14 protein-coding genes and 1 pseudogene are annotated in these 18,971 nt (G+C 34.5%); all 15 read right to left on the bottom strand.

Annotation, left to right across the window (positions count from 1 at the left end; genetic code table 11):
- Positions 1–22: 22 nt before the first annotated feature.
- Complete coding sequence (locus tag WFZ86_RS02170; RefSeq protein ID WP_342690416.1) at positions 23–589, bottom strand: acyltransferase; 567 nt, start codon at positions 587–589, stop codon at positions 23–25.
- A complete protein-coding gene (locus tag WFZ86_RS02175) occupies positions 586–1,977 on the bottom strand; it encodes a lipopolysaccharide biosynthesis protein (protein WP_342690417.1) in 1,392 nt (463 codons plus the stop codon). Before WFZ86_RS02175 ends, WFZ86_RS02170 begins: the two co-directional genes overlap by 4 nt.
- Before the next feature lie 5 nt (positions 1,978–1,982).
- Entirely contained in the window at positions 1,983–3,104 is a 1,122-nt protein-coding gene (gene wecB, locus WFZ86_RS02180) for a non-hydrolyzing UDP-N-acetylglucosamine 2-epimerase (RefSeq protein WP_342690418.1), read from the bottom strand.
- Between the two features lie 21 nt (positions 3,105–3,125).
- Positions 3,126–3,551, bottom strand: a pseudogene (locus WFZ86_RS02185) (adenylyltransferase/cytidyltransferase family protein).
- Positions 3,552–3,849: 298 nt separating this feature from the next.
- A complete protein-coding gene (locus WFZ86_RS02190; RefSeq protein ID WP_342690419.1) occupies positions 3,850–4,929 on the bottom strand; it encodes a Wzz/FepE/Etk N-terminal domain-containing protein in 1,080 nt (359 codons plus the stop codon).
- Between the two features lie 213 nt (positions 4,930–5,142).
- Positions 5,143–7,545, bottom strand: coding sequence for an SLBB domain-containing protein (locus tag WFZ86_RS02195; protein WP_342690420.1), 2,403 nt, complete (start codon positions 7,543–7,545; stop codon positions 5,143–5,145).
- 436 nt (positions 7,546–7,981) lie between these two features.
- The gene (locus WFZ86_RS02200) at positions 7,982–8,446 is read right to left on the bottom strand and encodes a UpxY family transcription antiterminator (protein ID WP_342690421.1); all 465 of its coding nucleotides are present in this window, start codon (positions 8,444–8,446) and stop codon (positions 7,982–7,984) included.
- 92 nt (positions 8,447–8,538) lie between these two features.
- Positions 8,539–9,585, bottom strand: a complete 1,047-nt coding sequence (rfbB, locus tag WFZ86_RS02205; protein ID WP_342690422.1) for a dTDP-glucose 4,6-dehydratase — start codon at positions 9,583–9,585, stop codon at positions 8,539–8,541.
- 164 nt (positions 9,586–9,749) lie between these two features.
- Positions 9,750–11,036 (bottom strand): nucleotide sugar dehydrogenase, encoded by a 1,287-nt coding sequence (locus tag WFZ86_RS02210; RefSeq protein ID WP_342690423.1) that lies wholly within the window; start codon positions 11,034–11,036, stop codon positions 9,750–9,752.
- Positions 11,037–11,299: 263 nt separating this feature from the next.
- Positions 11,300–12,691, bottom strand: coding sequence for a UDP-glucose 6-dehydrogenase (locus WFZ86_RS02215; protein ID WP_342690424.1), 1,392 nt, complete (start codon positions 12,689–12,691; stop codon positions 11,300–11,302).
- Between the two features lie 78 nt (positions 12,692–12,769).
- Positions 12,770–13,741, bottom strand: coding sequence for an SDR family oxidoreductase (locus tag WFZ86_RS02220; protein ID WP_342690425.1), 972 nt, complete (start codon positions 13,739–13,741; stop codon positions 12,770–12,772).
- Positions 13,741–16,206 carry a polysaccharide biosynthesis tyrosine autokinase gene (locus WFZ86_RS02225; RefSeq protein WP_342690426.1) on the bottom strand — a complete coding sequence of 822 codons (2,466 nt, stop codon included), beginning with the start codon at positions 16,204–16,206 and terminating at the stop codon, positions 13,741–13,743. Before WFZ86_RS02225 ends, WFZ86_RS02220 begins: the two co-directional genes overlap by 1 nt.
- Before the next feature lie 16 nt (positions 16,207–16,222).
- The gene (locus WFZ86_RS02230; protein ID WP_342690427.1) at positions 16,223–17,020 is read right to left on the bottom strand and encodes a polysaccharide biosynthesis/export family protein; all 798 of its coding nucleotides are present in this window, start codon (positions 17,018–17,020) and stop codon (positions 16,223–16,225) included.
- 59 nt (positions 17,021–17,079) lie between these two features.
- Positions 17,080–17,709, bottom strand: coding sequence for a recombination mediator RecR (gene recR / locus WFZ86_RS02235; protein WP_342690428.1), 630 nt, complete (start codon positions 17,707–17,709; stop codon positions 17,080–17,082).
- Positions 17,710–17,859: 150 nt separating this feature from the next.
- Positions 17,860–18,939: a DegT/DnrJ/EryC1/StrS family aminotransferase gene (locus WFZ86_RS02240; RefSeq protein ID WP_342690429.1), complete on the bottom strand. Its 1,080-nt coding sequence runs from the start codon at positions 18,937–18,939 to the stop codon at positions 17,860–17,862.
- Positions 18,940–18,971 lie beyond the last annotated feature (32 nt).

An 18,971-nucleotide genomic window follows, 5' to 3' on the forward strand; every position in this document is an offset into this window, starting at 1 on the left:
TAATTTACTATTATTCTAAAAATCACTCTCTATAATTATAATTAACCTGTGGTTCTAGATTGTTTTCTAACTTAGCTTTGAGATAAAACTTTTTCTCGTTTTTAAGTTTATAATAGTGTTCTGCATCCCTTGTTTTAATAACTTTACATGGATTGCCAACTACAATAGAAAGTGGTGGAATATTTCCTGAAACTACGCATCCCGCTCCAATAATACTACCCTCCCCTATAGTACTACCAGGAGTAATAATTACATTCCCACCAATCCAAACATTCTCTTCTATAAGAACTTTTCTAAAATCAAAAGTTTCATCATAAGGAATATATTTTGAATCTTTAAAATTATGATTTGCAGAATGTAAAACAAGGTTAGGGCCAATAATTACACCATTCATTATTTCTAGTCCACCTAATCCATTAATTTCTGCATTAGGCCCTATGTAAATGTAATCCCCAAAAGTAACTCTTTCAGGGTAATAAATAAATATTGAAGAACTTATCTGATTACAAATTCCATTACTTTTAAGATTTTTCAATACTCTTTTAAGTTTATAATTCTTATAAAACTCAAAAATTGTCCGTAAAATCATTTTTTCAACAATTTAAAAATTAAACCTTTATTGGAGTAGACAGTCAATAAAAAAACTATGACAAATAAAACTAACTGATATAGAAACGTTAAAAAATCCATCAAAAAAATCACGGCAATAATACTTATTAATGCAAAAATATAATTAAATATTTTTATCTCCTGAACCAATACTTTTTTTAAATCTATGTACCTCAATAAAAATATAACAAAAAAACCAAAAAAATAAGATATAGAAATACCATATAATCCATATTCATTTACTAACAAAACACAAAGCCCTATAGAAACAATTCCACCAATTATGGTAGTAACAGTTATTTTTACTGTTGCCCTACTTTTTTGATAAATAAGACTTATTAATGCTGCTATTGTATTAAAACCCACTCCCAAATATAAAAAAGGCATAAACTTCCAAGATTCGTAAAACGCTAAATCAACAATATACTTGGTATAAATTGGTGCGCCAGCAATTAACAAAATTATCATACTAAACTCAATTTTAACAAAATAAACCAATAATTTATTAAAATCTTCAATTTTAATATCTTTTTTAAGAAAAGCATCTTGTATGGGCAAAACAAAAATTGAATTTATGATTACAATTATAGAAGGAAATCTCGAAGAAATTGCATAAATCCCATTAGCTTCAGCCCCTAAATAATGCAAAATAACAAACTTACTTGCTGAACCTATAACCCACCAGCTAATTAAATTAGGGATAAGAGGTAGAGAATAATAACACATCTCTTTCAATAATTTTTTATCTAAACTTTTAAAAGAAAAGTATTTAAAAATATTGATTTGAATTAAAATGACTAAACATCCTAATGTATAAGCTACAACATTCGCTAGTAAAATACCTTCAACTTTTAAGTGTAAGAAATAAATAAAAATTACATTAAAAATTATTACTAAAAATGTGGTAAAAAGACCATTTAGCGCAAATTTTTCAGTTTGCCCTTCGCCTCTTAAAATATTTTGCAATATTGGCAAAAGGCAGTTAAGAAACATTAAGAAGAAAAAATATGTCTTATACTTGAAATCCTCAAATTCAGAATATATTAAAAATGAAACTGAAAAAAGCAAAAAACCAATACCAAACAAAAATAAAGTATTGGTAATTATTTGTTTTTTCAAACACTTATTATCAATATCTATTTCGATCAACCATCTATATGCAGCATCTGATATTTGTAGTGAAACTAAAGGCACAAATAATGTAATCGTAGTTATAAATATATCATATTCCCCCAAATCTTTTTTGGTTAATAAAAAAGTATAAAAAGGGAGTAATAGAAAAGATAAAATTTTTGAACCGAAACTCCCTATAGAATAAATTACTGTTTCTTTAAATAACTTATTACCAATACTACTAGCGGAATTCATTTTCATTACTGGTTCTCGCGTATGAATTCAATTATTCTTTTGCATGCACTACCATCTCCATATGGGTTGTGTAAGGCACTCATATCAGTATAATGCTTAAAATTTATCAATAATTTTTTTGTTTCAGATACTATTTTTTCTTTATTGGTGCCTACTAAAATTACTGTTCCAGCCTCAACAGCCTCAGGCCTTTCTGTTGTATCACGCAAAACCAACACTGGCTTCCCTAAACTGGGAGCTTCTTCCTGAACACCGCCAGAATCAGTAATTATTAAATACGACTCTTTCATTAGCCATACAAAAGCAGGATAACTCAATGGATCTATTAACTGTATGTTAGAAATATTAGAAAGTATTTCGTAAACAGGTTTTTTCACATTTGGATTTAGATGGACAGGATAAATGATTTGAACTTCTGGATGTTGCAAAGCAATTTCTTTCAATGCTTCACAAATATTTATAAATCCTTGTCCATGATTTTCTCTTCGATGCCCTGTTACTAAAATTATTTTTTTTGAAGAATCAATAACTTTTAATAAAAAATCAATTTCTTCATTCTCGATTTTATCAACAATTACAACACTTTCTAATAAAGCATCTATAACAGTATTTCCTGTAACCAATATTTTTTCACTACTTATATTCTCAGCTAACAAATTATGTTGTGAAGCAGTTGTAGGTGCAAAATGAAAATCAGCAATTCTTCCAGTTACTTGACGATTCATTTCTTCAGGAAACGGAGAATATTTATTATGTGTTCGCAAACCTGCTTCTATGTGACAAACTTTTGCACCAGAATAAAATGCTGAGATACTTGCTGCCATAGTTGTAGTAGTATCGCCATGTACATACACATAATCAGGCTTAAACTCTTCTAAAACAGATTTTAGTCCTAAAATAATATCAGATGTTAAAGAGTATAGGTTTTGATTAGGTTTCATTAAATCTAAATCAAAATCAGGTTTTATTGCAAAAAAATCTAAGACTTGATCTAACATCTCTCTATGTTGAGCTGTTACACAAACTCTAGTTTCAAATTCATCCGAATACGTTCTGAACGCATTGACTAGTGGTGCCATTTTAATAGCCTCAGGTCGTGTACCAAATATGATTAAATTTTTTATCATTTAAATTAATGTTATATTTTCTTATATTTTAAATTTCATCTCTTTCTGACTCAATTCTTTTCGCAAACCTGAGCTTGAAAACCGATGATCTCTTATATTGAAATACAATTCAATTCCCTTAGCTTCGCAATATATTCGCCCAGTAAAGTTTTACTCCTGATATTCGTCTCCTAGGATGCGTATGTCAATTTTAAAAGAACGCAAGATGTCTTCTAAATCCTGTTCAGTAGCGTAAGGAACAATTTCATCCACAAACTTACAGCCCTTCAATTGAATGTAACGCTCTACAACTGTTTGCACTGGTTGGTTTTTTTCTGGTCTATCTAAATTAGGATCCGTTTGTAAACCCACAATTAAATAGTCACATTGACGTTTCGCTTCTTCTAACATTTTTACGTGACCAGCGTGAAACAAATCAAAAGCACTAAAGGTAATTCCTATTTTCATATGATGAAGCCATTCTAGCTCCCAAATGGGAAACTATCTAGAGGCTATGTTATTTGTTGAAGGATAAAGGTTTTTATTACAACCTTAAATCTTAAACGATTAAACTTTAATTTCAAGCTCCTATTTTATCTTCCTCTTATTCTCAACCCTATACTTTGTTGTATTCCGTTCTTTTAGAACTTTGGACTAAAGAGTATCAACTGCACTATACATAAAATTTCTTTAGTTACTCAACGTTACCTTTCTTAACCTTTTAAATTAATTAGCCGATTAACCATTTAAAACAGCTAACCCGTGACTAATTCATCATCTCTTTCATTACACGCCTTCCAATCAAAAATAAAACAGTCAAAAAAACTGCTAAAAATCCACCCAATAACAGTCCTTTAGCTTTATCTAATCTTACTTTAGGCAAAGGCAATATCGGACGATCAATTACCTGAATTAAAGGAGTTTCTTTTCTTAAGGTAACTTTAGCCAATTCTGTTTGTTTGACTAATTCGGTTAGAATGGCCGTATTAGCCTGAACATCCACTTGTCGCCTAGCAGAGGGGGCTCTACGAACATTCAAAGCAGGATTCAAATTAAAGGTATTATCATTGGCTACTGCCACTCCAGTTATCGCCCCATTCAACTCCCCACGAATAGAATCCGTTTGGCGAATTAGAATATCCATATTCATTTTGGCTTTTTTGCTTTTCGTAGTAACATAAAAATCAGAAACGGTCTTGGCTAAGTTCTCACAAAACTGTTTAGCAAACAATTCGTTTTTATCAATGACATCAATATTAACAATCGCAATTTTTTTTTCTTTTTGGAATACCGACAAGCTCTTTTTAGAAAGATTTTCATACATAACACCCAAAATACTATCATGCACTCTTGTGAAATACGCACGCTTTACACCAGGCAAAAATTGAATAGTTTTGAGTTGAGCTTGCCTCTCCCATTTTTCTCGCCAGTCGTTGTTTTTGATGTACACTTCGGCTAAGGTAATAAGCTTTCCGTTGGTATCAATAACTGTACTTAGCAGGGTTTTCTCCACCATAGCACGTGATTTGAATAACTCGGTTAGATTAGAACCCGCAAACATACTTCCTCCACTACTACCTAAATCCAATCCTAAAGTACTTGCTAATCCTAAAGCACCACCTAAACCACCCCCTGCTTTTTCATCTTCTAAAGCAAAGGTTAAAGTTGCCGTATAGACCGGTTGTTTTATAAAAGAATAAGTAAGACCTAGGACTCCTCCAATAATCCCTACCAGTACAATAAGCTTCCATTTCGTAAGCAAATAGTGGTACCAATCCTTAATTTTTCCTATTAACTCTTTTAACGATATTTCGTCGCTCTTTATGCTATTTTTTTGTTCCTCCATTATTCAAATTTCGGTTTTCGATTAATTGTTTAACGTATTAATTGGTTAAAATTTTACACTTTAGCTCTATTTTCTACCTTCTACTTTCTATCTTACTTTAGGTTTTCGGACTAAGCTGTCTCGACTGCACTCAAGCTGACAAATGAGGTTATTTTATAAGGACTACTGTAAAGACTTAACCCATAACCGCAATCCCCAACTCACAAACCACAACTACTTAAACGCCGTTACTACTAATAGTGCCAAACTTGTAATCACACTTCCAATACTAACCCACTCTCCCGTAGTCATCTTCTGTCTTTCGGGTTTTTCAGGAACAATAATTTGTGATCCCGCAATTACTTTTGGATAGCTGGTGAAAAACAAAAAACTACTTGTAGTAGCTGCCTTACCATTAGGATAAACAATATAGGATTTTTTCTTCCAGCCTTTGTCATCAACCCCTCCTACTGCATTAAAATAATAAGCAAATCCTTTTCCTTTATGAAAAGGAATCTCAGACATTAACACTACATTGCCAGAGACCTTAACACTTCCATCATAATCTGCCACTTGTATTTTATCACCTGCTTGCAATACAATGTTACTTCTATGTCTAGGGTCTTTTTCAATCTGATCCCAATCAATTGGAATAATTGTTTGATTCAAATTTTGGGCAATTATATCTTTTAACTCTTCTTTATTAGATTCATCCCCAGTATTAACTCGTTTTAAATCGTTAATTTGTTTTTGTTTAATCGAGCGTATCACTTTTACACCAAAGATATTTGCTTTAGACAATAAGCCTCCTGCTCTTGAAATAACATCATAAATGGTTTCGTTTTTAGTACTAATCACATACTTTCCAGGGTAAGCAACTGCTCCTTCAACAGAAACAGTTTGTGGTTTTTCATACAATCCAATGCGTCTTATGGTAACAACATCAAAAGGTTGTAAGCTAAAATTAGTAAGCTGTTCGTTACTCTTAGGATCAATATCTAGTTGAATTAGTTCAACCCTATTGAGATCTTTATCGTCTATTTCTTCAGCTTTTTTCATACGCGCAATTTCTACACGTTTTGAGGCTGCATCTTTCAGTCCCCCTGCTTCTATCAACAAATCATTTAAGGTCAAATTTTCTAGATAAGCATAAGCCCCTGGTTTTTTTATCTCCCCTTCTATGGTTACCACATAATCTTCTACAAAATCATTTACGGAGTAAATCGTTACTTCATCATCTTTTTGCAATAAAATATTCGCTTGATTTTGATTGTTTAGCGCTTGATCTAAGGCTATGGAAATAACCTCGGTTGTCAAGTCACTTTTTAAACGGCTTATCCGTGCTCTTTTGAGATAAGCGTCTTCTTTTAATCCTTCAGCCAACTTGATCAAATCCATAACCCTCATACCGGAATAGAAGGAATAAATACTAGGTCTAAAAACAGCTCCTTGTATGGCAATCTTATTTTCGAAACGATTTAAAATTTCAGCAACTTTAAAGAAATCACCTGTTTTAGGAAGATAACTACCGAAGCTACTTGACTTAATATCTTCTACCTTCAATTCTTTAGCTGTTTTTTGTAATACTTGCACAGATGCGGTATAGGCCATATCTGTAAAACCCGAGGCATAACGAAGCAAGTCTTTAAAACTCTCTCCTGATTTTAATTCAAAAATACCTGCTCTTTTAACTTCCCCCTCAATAGTCACTCGATTTGAATAAGAAGGTATCCTTATTACGTCGTTGTCTTTTAAACCAATATTGTCGCTAGCATTACCACTTACTAAAAAACGATATAAATCGATATTTCGTAGCAACTTATTGTTACGAATCAATTCAATATTTCGGAAACTACCATTTATACCTGGCCCTCCCGCCAAATGCAAGGCATGATAAACGGTTCCTAACGAAGAAACGGAGTAATTTCCAGGTTGTTTACCACCAATCACTGTAATTTTAATCGTTCGTATGCGTCCTAAACTTACGGAAAGTGTAGATTGTCCATTTCTTACCGTACTATAGACCTTAGCTACTGCGCCTTTAATCTTAGCTGTCGCTGCTTCAACCGTCATACCACTAACATAAAGTTGTCCAACATAGGGGATAGACACTTTACCCTCTGGAGAAACGGCTAATGAACCACTGTATTCTTGTACTCCATAAATAGCCACTTGTAACTCATCTCCAGGACCTAAAACATAATTTACAGGAGTCGCTAACTTTAAATCTGGTTCAAAATTAAGTGTTGGATTATCAAACAACTCCGTACCAAAGATTCTTGCGATGGTAGTGTCCTTAACTTTTCCAGCAGCAGCCTTTTCCTTTACTCTACCTTCTTGAAAAGATAAAGGTTCTGATTTTGTTAGCACTTGCTCCTGATTTTCTTCTTGCAATCGGAGTTTCAATTTACCAAACTCTGTTGCTGACATCCCTTTTGAAAGTGCCATAGTTTCCGCTTGATCAATTGACAAATTATTCGCTTTTAACTGTGCTTTTATTTTAAGAATATCTGTGTCCTTTAAATTATCAACTATTACAGCACTTAAATTTTGACTTTTTAATAAATCCTGAGCCACCAACATGTACGGCTGTAAAAAAGCTAAAACCAAAACAAAAGCAAGTATTATTTTTTTCATATCTATTAAATGTATTTATGTTCAGCCTTTTCAACGACTGATATAAGAAATTTGTAATCTGTTTATGCAACTTTCAGACCGATCACAGCTAAGGACTAAAAGCGATGGCCTGACGCAACTAATTTTTTATAACTTTTAACTTCTATCCTTTATTTACCACCTACTCCCTCACTGATTACTTACAAACTCACTTCTACTTTCTCACTCCTCATCTCTATCCAAGGCTCCGCCACTGTGAGTCCCATTCAAGACTCCCTTTTTATTTTTTTTACGAATTTAACGCAAATAAACAAGAATTTACAGACTATTTAAATCTTAATTTTATAAATTCATGCAAACTACTAATCAAATAGTTGAGAATAAATAAAATAAGATTTACTCTTACAAAACTCACCAATTTCACCAATCCATATACTCACTTTTCACATCTCACTCCTCACTTCTTCCCAACCCGCAACACACAACCCAAGGCTTCCAAAACCAAGACACAAGCATTACTTTTAACTTCCTGAACAATAGCCGATTGATCTTTAAAAACTCCATATTCTAAGGCCACGCGATCGCCCGGTTGCCAAGTTGTGACAGCAATCTCAAACCCATCGGGCTCCGACAGCCAGTGCTGAATAGCCTGAATTTCGTTCTCTCGAACTACAGCAGGCTTCCCTAGCCAAAACAAATAACGTAGCACTCCAGTAACCGCAAAAACATCATTCCTCTCCTTTTCCTCCAAATGCACAAAGACATAGGACGAAAACAAAGGCACTTCCACTTTTTTCTTCCGATCACTCCATTGTTGCACCTTAACTACTGTAGGACAATAAGAAGTAATACCAATTGCATTAAGCCTTTCAGCTACCTTCTTCTCCCATTTGGGCTTTGTATAGAGTACGTACCAATTCATTTTCGGTTTTCAGTTATTATCTTTCGGTTCTCGATTGTCCATTCTTGGTTGTCTGTTACGTCAACTCATAACTTAAAACGGATAACCGCCAACTACAAATACTGCTGCTCATAATACGAAGCATACGCCCCAGAAGTAACATTATTCAACCATTCTTGATTGCTCAAATACCAATCGATAGTTTGCTCTAGTCCTTCTTCAAAAGTAACAGAAGGCTTCCAACCTAATTCTTTATTAATTTTACTAGCATCAATAGCGTAACGCAAATCATGCCCAGGACGATCTTTCACGTAAGTAATCAACTCTTGAGAATTTCCTTCTGGACGACCTAATTTTTCATCCATGATACGGCACAAGAGTTTCACCAAATCAATATTTTTCCATTCATTAAAACCTCCGATATTATAAGTTTCATGATTCTTTCCTTTGTGAAAAACCAAATCGATAGCTACCGCGTGATCCTTAACAAACAACCAGTCTCTAGTATAATTCCCATCACCATAAACAGGTAAAGATTTATTATGAATGATATTATTGACAAAAAGTGGAATCAATTTCTCTGGAAAATGATACGGTCCGTAATTGTTCGAACAATTAGTAAGCACATAAGGCAATCCGTACGTTTCGCCATAAGCACGCACGAAGTGATCCGAGCTCGCTTTTGAAGCCGAATAGGGCGAATTAGGATCATAAGGAGTGGTCTCGGTAAAGAGCCCTTCAGTACCCAAAGATCCATAAACCTCATCAGTACTAATATGATAAAAGCGTTTACCTTCAAAACTACCTTTCCACTGATTTTTAGCGGCATTCAATAAAATCATAGTACCAAAAACATTCGTCTTGACAAACGCCAAAGGATCCGTAATAGATCTATCGACATGCGATTCAGCTGCTAAATGTAGTACACCATCAAAATGATACTGAGCAAACAAAGCGCCAATGAAAGCTTCATCGGTTATATCTCCCTTAACAAAAGTGTAATTAGGCGCTTTTTCAATATCCTTGACATTCTCTAGATTACCTGCATACGTCAAAGCATCTAAATTAAAAACATGATAATGAGGATAATTAGTTACGAAACGCCTCACCACGTGTGACCCAATAAACCCTGCACCTCCAGTAATCAATATTTTTTTCATCTTTTATTTTTTATCAAAGTAATCTATATCATAGGTTCTCCGCAAACCAAAACCAACACATATAAAACTAAATCCTAGCAAATTTTTATATTATATTTTTAGTCAACAGTTAACCTAAAACCCATAAATCACAAAACAAAAACACAAATAACTAACAATTTAGCTTACAACTTCCCATCCACAGGCACTTGTAACACCCCTTTTACATCATATAAAACGCTTTTCTCTTTTCTCAAAACAGCATAGTCTATATCCAAAAAAACTTGATGCGCTACCCCTAAAACTATAGTATCAAAAGTAGTATTTGGCAATTCGTTTATCGTAGTCAATCTGTATTCATGCACTACTTCATCAGGATTAGCCCAAGGGTCATAAATCGTAACCTGAATACCATAATCTACCAAAGCGCGAACCACATCTACGATTTTGGTGTTACGAACGTCGGGACAATTTTCTTTGAAAGTAATTCCTAACAACAACAAGTTGGCGCCATTGATCGTCACCCCTTTTTTAATCATGAGCTTTACGACTTGAGAAGCCACATATTCCCCCATGCTGTCATTCAAACGTCGCCCAGCTAAAATAATTTCGGGATGATACCCTTTCTCTTGGGCTTTTTGTGCCAAATAATAAGGATCAACCCCAATACAATGCCCTCCCACCAAGCCTGGCTTGAAGGGTAGGAAATTCCATTTCGTACTCGCTGCCTTTAAGACCTCGGCAGTATCTATATCGAGTAAATTGAAGATTTTAGCTAATTCATTAACAAAAGCAATGTTGATATCACGCTGCGAATTTTCGATAACTTTAGCGGCTTCGGCTACTTTTATAGAAGGTGCCAAATGAGTCCCGGCCAAGATAACCGATCGATACAAGGCATCAACTTTTTGACCAACTTCAGGAGTAGATCCCGAGGTGATTTTTAAAATTTTTTCTACGGTATGTTCTTTATCCCCTGGATTAATACGTTCAGGAGAATACCCAGCAAAAAAATCAACATTAAATTGAAGCCCCGAAACCTGCTCTAAAACAGGCACACACTCCTCTTCGGTTACACCCGGATAAACAGTAGATTCGTAAATAACGACATCTCCTTTTTTTAATACTTTTCCAACTGTTGCACTGGATTTATATAAAGGTGATAAGTCAGGTCGATTGTTTTTATCCACGGGTGTAGGTACCGTAACGATGTAATAATTACAATCTTGAATAGTTGCTAAATCACTAGAACATAACAAACCTTTAGTAACGGAGTCGAAATCGTGAACCAAAACAGATTGAAGAACCGCATCCGCTACTTCTAAAGTACTATCAGTCCCTTTTTGCAATTCGGAAATTCGGTTTTCATTAATATCAAATCCAACAACTGAATACTGAGTAGCAAAAAGTCTAGCCAAAGGCAATCCTACATATCCTAATCCAATTACGGCAATTTTAATTTTTGTATCCAATGCGCTACTTATTTTAAATCAACAACAGTCAGCTGAAAGTTATCGGGATTGCAAATATAACAAAATCTAAACAGCTATACCTAGCATTTAAAAGTTGCAAAAAAAAACAAAAAGCGGCACTCGAAATACAACCTACTGTTTTTGAAACGCTAATCGATATTATAAATTAAAAAATGAAAATAAAAAATCACTAAAATTAATGATAGTTTTTTGGTCTAACTTGGTTAGCTGTTTAATTCTTTAACCAACACCCCATAGTATTACTAAGCCCCAATCCTATTGTAAACAAAACCAATGGCTTTCATCTGGTCAGCGTCTAAAATATTTCGCCCATCAAAAACAAAGGCCGGTTTTTGCATACTATCGTAAATTCTTTGCCAGTCGTAAGTTCTAAACTCATCCCACTCTGTTAGAATGGCAACAGCATGAGCGTTTTCACATGCTTCATAGGCAGAAGTTGCAGGAGCAATATGTTTTTGATTTTGTGTTGTACTTCGTGACTCTAAATAATCCAAATCGGCAAGTACTTTTTTAAACGGTACCTTAGGATCATACACCGAAAGTCGCGCTTCTTCATTAATCAAATCATCAGCCACATAAATAGCCGCCGATTCACGAGTATCATTGGTATCTTTCTTAAAGGCCCAGCCTAAAAAAGCGATCTTTTTATCGGCTACCGTATTGTATAAGGTTTGCACAATTTTATTAGAGAAACGTCTTTTTTGATGATCATTCATAATAATGACCTGCTCCCAATAATCGGCCACTTCATATAAACCATAGGACTTAGCAATATACACCAAATTCAAAATATCCTTTTGAAAACAAGACCCCCCAAACCCAACTGAGGCTTTCAAAAACTTGGGTCCAATTCGACTATCCATTCCAATAGCCTTAGCGACTTCATTCACATCTGCACCCGTTTGTTCACATAATTCCGACATCGCATTGATGGAAGAAATGCGCTGCGCTAAAAAAGCATTAGCCGTTAATTTAGACAATTCGGAAGACCATAAATTAGTCGTCAAAATCTTTTCAGGCGAAACCCAATTAGAATATACATCGACTAAAGCTTGGATAGCTTTTTGTCCTTCTATTGAAGCATCACCCCCAATCAAAATTCGGTCAGGAAATAACAAATCGTTCACTGCAGTACCTTCAGCTAAAAACTCTGGGTTAGATAAAATTTGAAACTGTACCCCATTACCTGTATAATCTAAAATACTTTTAATCGCTTCGGCTGTACGCACTGGTAAAGTCGACTTTTCAACTACAATTTTATTGTCTTTCGCAATTTTAGCAATCTGACGGGCACACAACTCGATGTATTTTAAATCCGCAGCCATTCCCTTTCCTTTTCCATAAGTTTTGGTTGGGGTGTTCACTGAGATAAAAATCAGCTGCGCTTCATCAATAGCTTTTTCCACATCGGTAGAAAAAAACAAATTACGCCCTCGAGCTTCTTCTACAACTTCGGACAAACCGGGCTCGTAAATTGGAATATTGTTCACGTCTGCATCATTCCATGCCGCAATTCTTTCTTGATTCAAATCCACCACAGTCACTTGGATATGTGGACATTTTTGTGCTATAACCGCCATCGTTGGTCCTCCAACATATCCGGCTCCTATGCAACATATTTTTGTAATTGACATTTTTTATTTTTATTACTTTAGATTAAACCTTTTTTGGCGACTGAGAATAGCCAATAAGAAACAAAAGTGGTTGAAGTACTATCTCAAATGCTCCCAATACCAAACCACCGCTTCTTTTAAGCCCTGTTGTAGAGAAAACTGAGGAGCATACCCTAAAAGCCGTTTTGCCTTATCAATACTAGCCAACGAATGAGGAATGTCGCCCGCGCGATTGGGACCATAATTAATAGGAATGTTTTTAATGCTTTCATCAAATTCCCCTAAATACTTTTTCAAATACCCCACAAGATCATTCAATGTATTACGGTCTCCAAAGGCAGTATTAAAAACAGTATTAATAGCTTCTGGATGAGCGGTCGTCATTGCCAATTCATTCATTTGAATAACATTGTCGATATAGGTAAAATCTCTAGAATAATTTCCATCTCCATTAATTATTGGACTTTCATGTTGCATCAACTGCATCACAAATTTAGGAATAACTGCGGCATAAGCACCTTTAGGGTCTTGTTTCCGTCCGAAAACATTAAAATAACGCAAACCGATTGTTTCTAAACCGTACGTTTTCCCAAAAATCTCAGCATATAGTTCATTAACATATTTTGTAATCGCATAGGGAGATAATGGTTTGCCTATTACTTCTTCCACTTTTGGTAGCCCTTGAGAATCACCATAAGTAGAAGAACTTGCTGCATATACAAAACGTTTTACTTTGGCGTCTCTTGCAGCCACCAACATATTCAAAAAACCAGAAACGTTTACTTCATTGGTAGTAACAGGATCTCCAATTGAGCGCGGAACAGAACCTAATGCTGCTTGATGTAACACATAATCAACACTTTCAACAGCTAATGCACAATCATTGATATTTCTAATATCGCCTTCAATTAATTTAAAATGTGAATGGGAGGCCACAGCAGCAAGATTATGAAGATGTCCAGTTGCAAAATTATCTAGGGCCACCACCTTATATCCTTTTGCTAAAAAATATTCGGTTAAATTAGAGCCAATAAAACCAGCACCCCCTGTGATTAAAATCGTTGCCTCCATTACACTTTTCTTTCTTTTTTCAACCAATCTAGTACTTTTGTGATCAACTTTTTCTTAGGTTCTCGGTCATGATACCCTTCAGCATAGGTATTGTTCCCGTATCCGTAACCATAACCATAACCATAGCCCGTTCCATATCTTGCTTTATTCTCAAAACCATTCAATACTATACTAACGTTCTTCAATTCTCCTCTTTTTACTCTATTATTCAACAAAGTTATCATATCTTTCTTAGAGAAATTCTGACGAACAATATATAGTGTCGCATCACAATACTGATCCAGTTCAAGCGCATCAGAAACCAATCCCACTGGAGAAGTATCTAAAATAATATAGTCGTACTTTTGCTTTAAAGCAGCAATCATTTCACCCATACTTTCACTAATAATCAACTCACCTGGATTTGGCGGAACAGGCCCTGAAAGAATAACATCCAAGAAAGGCACTTCGGTAGTATTAGTAATCTCCTCTAAGGTGTTTTGATGGATTAAATAATTGACTACCCCTTTATCATTATTCAAATTAAACTCTTCAAAAAGTTTAGGTTTACGTAAATCCAATCCAACAATTACTGTTCTCTTTTCACTTAAAGCAAAAACAGTTGCAATATTAATAGAACAAAATGTTTTGCCCTCACCACTCACTGAAGAAGTAATCATTAATGTTTTTGCCCCATCTACATTCTGCTTTTTATACATAAATTGTAGAGAGGAACGTATCGCTCGAAAGGATTCCGACAAAGCCGATTTTGGTTTATCATAAACTGCTAAACTCGTTTTATCTCTATTAACACCAACAACTCCAATTAGAGGTATCTGAGTCAAGCTACCTAACTCATCTGTGTTTTGAATAGAGTTATTGATAAAGAAAATAATCAAAACAACTATCAGTGGAATTAAAATTCCTAAAAACAGAGCCAAAACATAATTAACAGAAGTCTTTGGGCCTATAAGACCTCCTCCTACATCCTTAGCAGGGTCAATAAAATGAATGTCTGACAAATTAGCTGCTTTTACAATATCAGCTTCACTTCTTTTTTGTAAAAATGTATTATAAATATTGTCACTCAAATCATACTTCCGCTTGATTTTTATCAATTCTTGTTGATCTTCTGGTAATTGCTTTATAGCACTTTCTGATTCCCCAATCTTGCTATTAATTGTTGCCAAATCATACTGCAATGATTGTTTGGCAGTGGCAATATTTTCTAATAAAACATTTTTTACTGCCATCATTTGGTTGTCAAAATCTTTAAAAATCTTCTCGCTTTTTACAGCATAAGCCATTTCTGATCGTTGCGTAGATAAAGCAATCAATTTAGAAACGTTTACTATGATATTAGGATCTTCAATCCCAGCTACAGAAGGTGCTGGAAGTTTTGAATAATCTACACTATTTTTCAGATAAGATTTCAACGAATTGTAATAGGCAATTTTTCGTGTAATTTCATCCTTATGAACATCATATTTAAGGACTCTATCCGAAAACCTAACCCCTCCATCTTCTACATCAATAATATTCTTGTCTCTCCGGAAAGTTTTTAATTCATTACCGGTTTCTTTCAATTGAGACTCCATTGATACCAAAGTGCTATCGATAAAGGCAATCGTATTAGTAGCAAATTGATTCTTACTATCTAATTGCCTTTTGATTAACATTTTTACAGTGGCATTCAAATAATCGACCAAACGTGCCTTGTTGGTGCCCTGCATACTTAAAGCCAGTATCGATCCCCCTTCATCTGCTCTTACACCAATTCCTTTATAATTTATAACAGTTCCATCAAAGTCATTAAAACGAACAAAATATTCATTCCCTTTATAGAACCCTGGATTATCTTTAATTTGTAATTTCCAATTCAAAAAAGGCAAAGTAATAACCTCTCCCACTCTATATCTTTTCTTAAACTCCCCCACAGCCACTGCGGTATTAGATTTAGAGTTATCTACATAATGAATCAATGAAACGGAGTTGTTTTCAAAAGGAATTTTTATCTCATATACTGATTCTGATACAAAAGTAATACTGATAAGCGTACCTGCTATTTGCCCTTTCTTTTTATCCAAAACTAATTCGAATGGAACAGCACCATATGCATCAATCAGATTGTATTCTCCTTGAACCAAATAGTCAATGTAATATTGCAGCTTTTCGACTACCAACTCATTATGAGATCGAGATTGCAATGTCGTAGTTATGGTCTGTACTTCATCAGAGACTCCGCCCCAATTGAATGTTAGACTGGTGTTTGAAGTAAACAAAGGATTATTTTCTTCTTTTACAGAAATTAACGTCTCTAAACCATATATTTTTTCTTTCCGAATATTTACTTGATAAGCAATAAAGAAAGCAATAACTAAACTCATCAAAAACCACTTCCAGTATCCTGCTATTTTTATCAAAAAGCCTTTGAAATCAAAAGTGGATTGATTTTCAAAAATGGAAAAATCTTTTAGGTCAAGCATCTTCTAGAAAAAGGAATTAATTTTTTAATAATAAATAAGTTGTGGTCACCAAAGATAACAATGTAATAACCGTACCTAGTGATTCTATCCCTGTCTTACCTGTTCCCCAAGACTTTTGCTTGAGTGGTTTTACATAGATATAATCATTAGGTTGCAAATAATAATAAGGTGAATTAATTACATTTCTATCGGTTAAATCCAAATCATGCATTTCGACACCTGTGGGTGTTTTTCTCATAATGGTAACTTCTTTTCTATTTCCAACCATTGTAATATCTCCCGCATTTGCAATCGCTTCAAGTATGTGTACATTTTCTTGATAGAGCATTTTTGTCCCTGTACTCCCTACTTCACCATTGATGGTATATCTAAATCCAGAAAGCTTCACGTTTACAAAAAGATTCGCTTCTTTGTTGAAGTATTCTTCTAACAATTGCTTTTCAATTTTTAAGCGTACTTCTTCTAATGTATAGCCTAATACATTAATCTCTCCTAAAATTGGAATACGAATATTACCGTGATCATCAACGCGATATCCATTAAAATACAAACTATTTTCCGAAGTTTGAACCATGTTCTCGTTCGCATTAGTATTGGCATTAAATATGGAGACTAATTTAGGATCAATGGTTTTTAGATTAATACTTAACACATCATTGGTTTGCAAACGGTATGGTTTCAACTCAATAGCTGCAATAGCTTTTTCAGGAGATTCAGACTCTTTTTGCTGTAAATAAGTTAAATCTTTTGTTGGTATACAAGAAGCTAAAAGTAGACCACTCATCATCACCAAAAAGAAAATCGATTTGTTCATGCTAGTTATTTTGTTACAAATATAGTTTATCATTCACAATTAACAGAAAACAAAAACTATTAATTGGAACTTGTTACCCTAAACGAAGATTCAAAAGGCACGCGTTGCAAAATACTTCGACCAAGAGTTACCTCGTCTGCGTACTCTAATTCGTCTCCCACGGCTATTCCTCTAGCTATTGTGGAAACAATCAAATGTGTATTAGCAATTTGTTTGTAAATATAAAAATTGGTCGTATCACCCTCCATAGTAGAACTCAGAGCGAAAATCAATTCTTTTACTTGTCCTGAGTTTACTTTTTCTAACAACGAATTAATATTTAATTGACTTGGCCCTACCCCATCAATTGGTGAAATTTTACCCCCCAAAACATGATAAACTCCTTTGTATTGCCCCGTATTTTCAATAGCCATAACATCTCGAATATCTTCTACAACGCAAATTAATTGGTGATTCCTAGAATGATTCGAGCAAATTTGACACAATTCTGTATCCGAAATATTATGACAATTGGAACAAAATCGAATGTTATTTCGCATATTTGTTAAAGCCTCTGCCAGAAAATGTGTTTGATCTAAAGGCTGTTTGAGTAAATGCAACACCAAACGCAAGGCCGTTCTCTTCCCTATTCCAGGCAATTGGACCATTTCGTTTACCGCTTTTTCTAATAATTTTGAAGAAAATTCCATAGGGACAAAAATACTTTTAAAATTGAAAAAAACATAGCTCTAAAGACAAACTAGCACTTTACATTTACTAGCATACATTATAAACAGCGGTACTTCTGCAACAAAGCAAGACAACTCTCTCGAATTATTGCTTCACCTTCTTCAGTTAAACTAGAATCTTGAAAGACATAATCCTATTTCAAACAATGAAGCTGCCATTTTATCTACGTAATAAGGATATTTTTCGAATATAGGCTGCAAATGCATCGGCTTCCATAAATGACGTCCCTCAATATTAAATTCTTCTAAAAACAAACGAAAAATTTCAGGAGTTAATCCATTGGTCTTTTCCTTATCTATCAAAATTGTAGTTAACCAATAATTGGAGAAAAAATCGTTACTCGGCTCAGAAAAAACGGTTATCCCTTTAGCCTCAGAAAATAGTTCACAATAAAACGAATGATTGTCACGCCGCGCCTGTATGCGTTCTTTCAAAACCTCTAATTGTCCTCTTCCAACTGCTGCTGCAATTGAGCTCATAGCGTAATTATACCCAATTTCACTATGCTGATAATAGGGTGCTGCATCTCTGGCTTGAGTAGCCAAAAAAGTAGCTCTCTCTTTTTGCAACTTATCCAAAAGCAACAAAGCTCCTCCACTAGAAGTGGTTATGATTTTATTACCATTAAAAGAAAAAACACCAATATCGCCAAGTGTACCACAAGGCATACCTTTGTAACTACTACCCAATACCTCTGCACTGTCCTCCAAAAGAGGAATGGAATAACTAGCTGGAACTGCACGAATTTTTTCGACTTGATAAGGCATCCCATAAAGATCAACAACCACAATGCACTTTGTTTTTTTACCTTTAGATAGCCTATCTTGTATCGCTTCATCCAAAACTACTGGACACATATTCCAAGTTGATGGCTCGCTATCAACAAAAACAGGTGTAGCACCAATATAAAGAATAGGATTCACAGAAGCTGAAAACGTCATCGTTTGACACAAAACTTCATCACCAGATTGCACTCCTAATAACATCAAGCCTAAATGTATGGCTGCTGTTCCTGAATTTGTAGCATTAACATATACTTTATCTTCTAGATAATGTTCCAAATCTTTTTCAAAATCACGCACAATACTACCGCCGGAAGTAATTGCCTTAACTTGCAATGCCTTCTGCAAATAAGACAGCTCCTTACCGCTGGAGTGAGCTTCAGACAGAAAAATTCTATCTACATTCATAAATACTACTAGCTTTAAATGCTAAAAAAGGG

It is taken from the genome of Flavobacterium polysaccharolyticum (assembly GCF_038739875.1).
Classification (GTDB): domain Bacteria; phylum Bacteroidota; class Bacteroidia; order Flavobacteriales; family Flavobacteriaceae; genus Flavobacterium; species Flavobacterium polysaccharolyticum.

Bases quoted from the DNA above. Each gene is read 5' to 3' on its own strand.
- WFZ86_RS02170 (WP_342690416.1), bottom strand. From the start codon at position 589: ATGATTTTACGGACAATTTTTGAGTTTTATAAGAATTATAAACTTAAA.
- WFZ86_RS02175 (WP_342690417.1), bottom strand. From the start codon at position 1,977: ATGAATTCCGCTAGTAGTATTGGTAATAAGTTATTTAAAGAAACAGTA.
- wecB (WP_342690418.1), bottom strand. From the start codon at position 3,104: ATGATAAAAAATTTAATCATATTTGGTACACGACCTGAGGCTATTAAA.
- WFZ86_RS02190 (WP_342690419.1), bottom strand. From the start codon at position 4,929: ATGGAGGAACAAAAAAATAGCATAAAGAGCGACGAAATATCGTTAAAA.
- WFZ86_RS02195 (WP_342690420.1), bottom strand. From the start codon at position 7,545: ATGAAAAAAATAATACTTGCTTTTGTTTTGGTTTTAGCTTTTTTACAG.
- WFZ86_RS02200 (WP_342690421.1), bottom strand. From the start codon at position 8,446: ATGAATTGGTACGTACTCTATACAAAGCCCAAATGGGAGAAGAAGGTA.
- rfbB (WP_342690422.1), bottom strand. From the start codon at position 9,585: ATGAAAAAAATATTGATTACTGGAGGTGCAGGGTTTATTGGGTCACAC.
- WFZ86_RS02215 (WP_342690424.1), bottom strand. From the start codon at position 12,691: ATGTCAATTACAAAAATATGTTGCATAGGAGCCGGATATGTTGGAGGA.
- WFZ86_RS02220 (WP_342690425.1), bottom strand. From the start codon at position 13,741: ATGGAGGCAACGATTTTAATCACAGGGGGTGCTGGTTTTATTGGCTCT.
- WFZ86_RS02225 (WP_342690426.1), bottom strand. From the start codon at position 16,206: ATGCTTGACCTAAAAGATTTTTCCATTTTTGAAAATCAATCCACTTTT.
- WFZ86_RS02230 (WP_342690427.1), bottom strand. From the start codon at position 17,020: ATGAACAAATCGATTTTCTTTTTGGTGATGATGAGTGGTCTACTTTTA.
- recR (WP_342690428.1), bottom strand. From the start codon at position 17,709: ATGGAATTTTCTTCAAAATTATTAGAAAAAGCGGTAAACGAAATGGTC.
- WFZ86_RS02240 (WP_342690429.1), bottom strand. From the start codon at position 18,939: ATGAATGTAGATAGAATTTTTCTGTCTGAAGCTCACTCCAGCGGTAAG.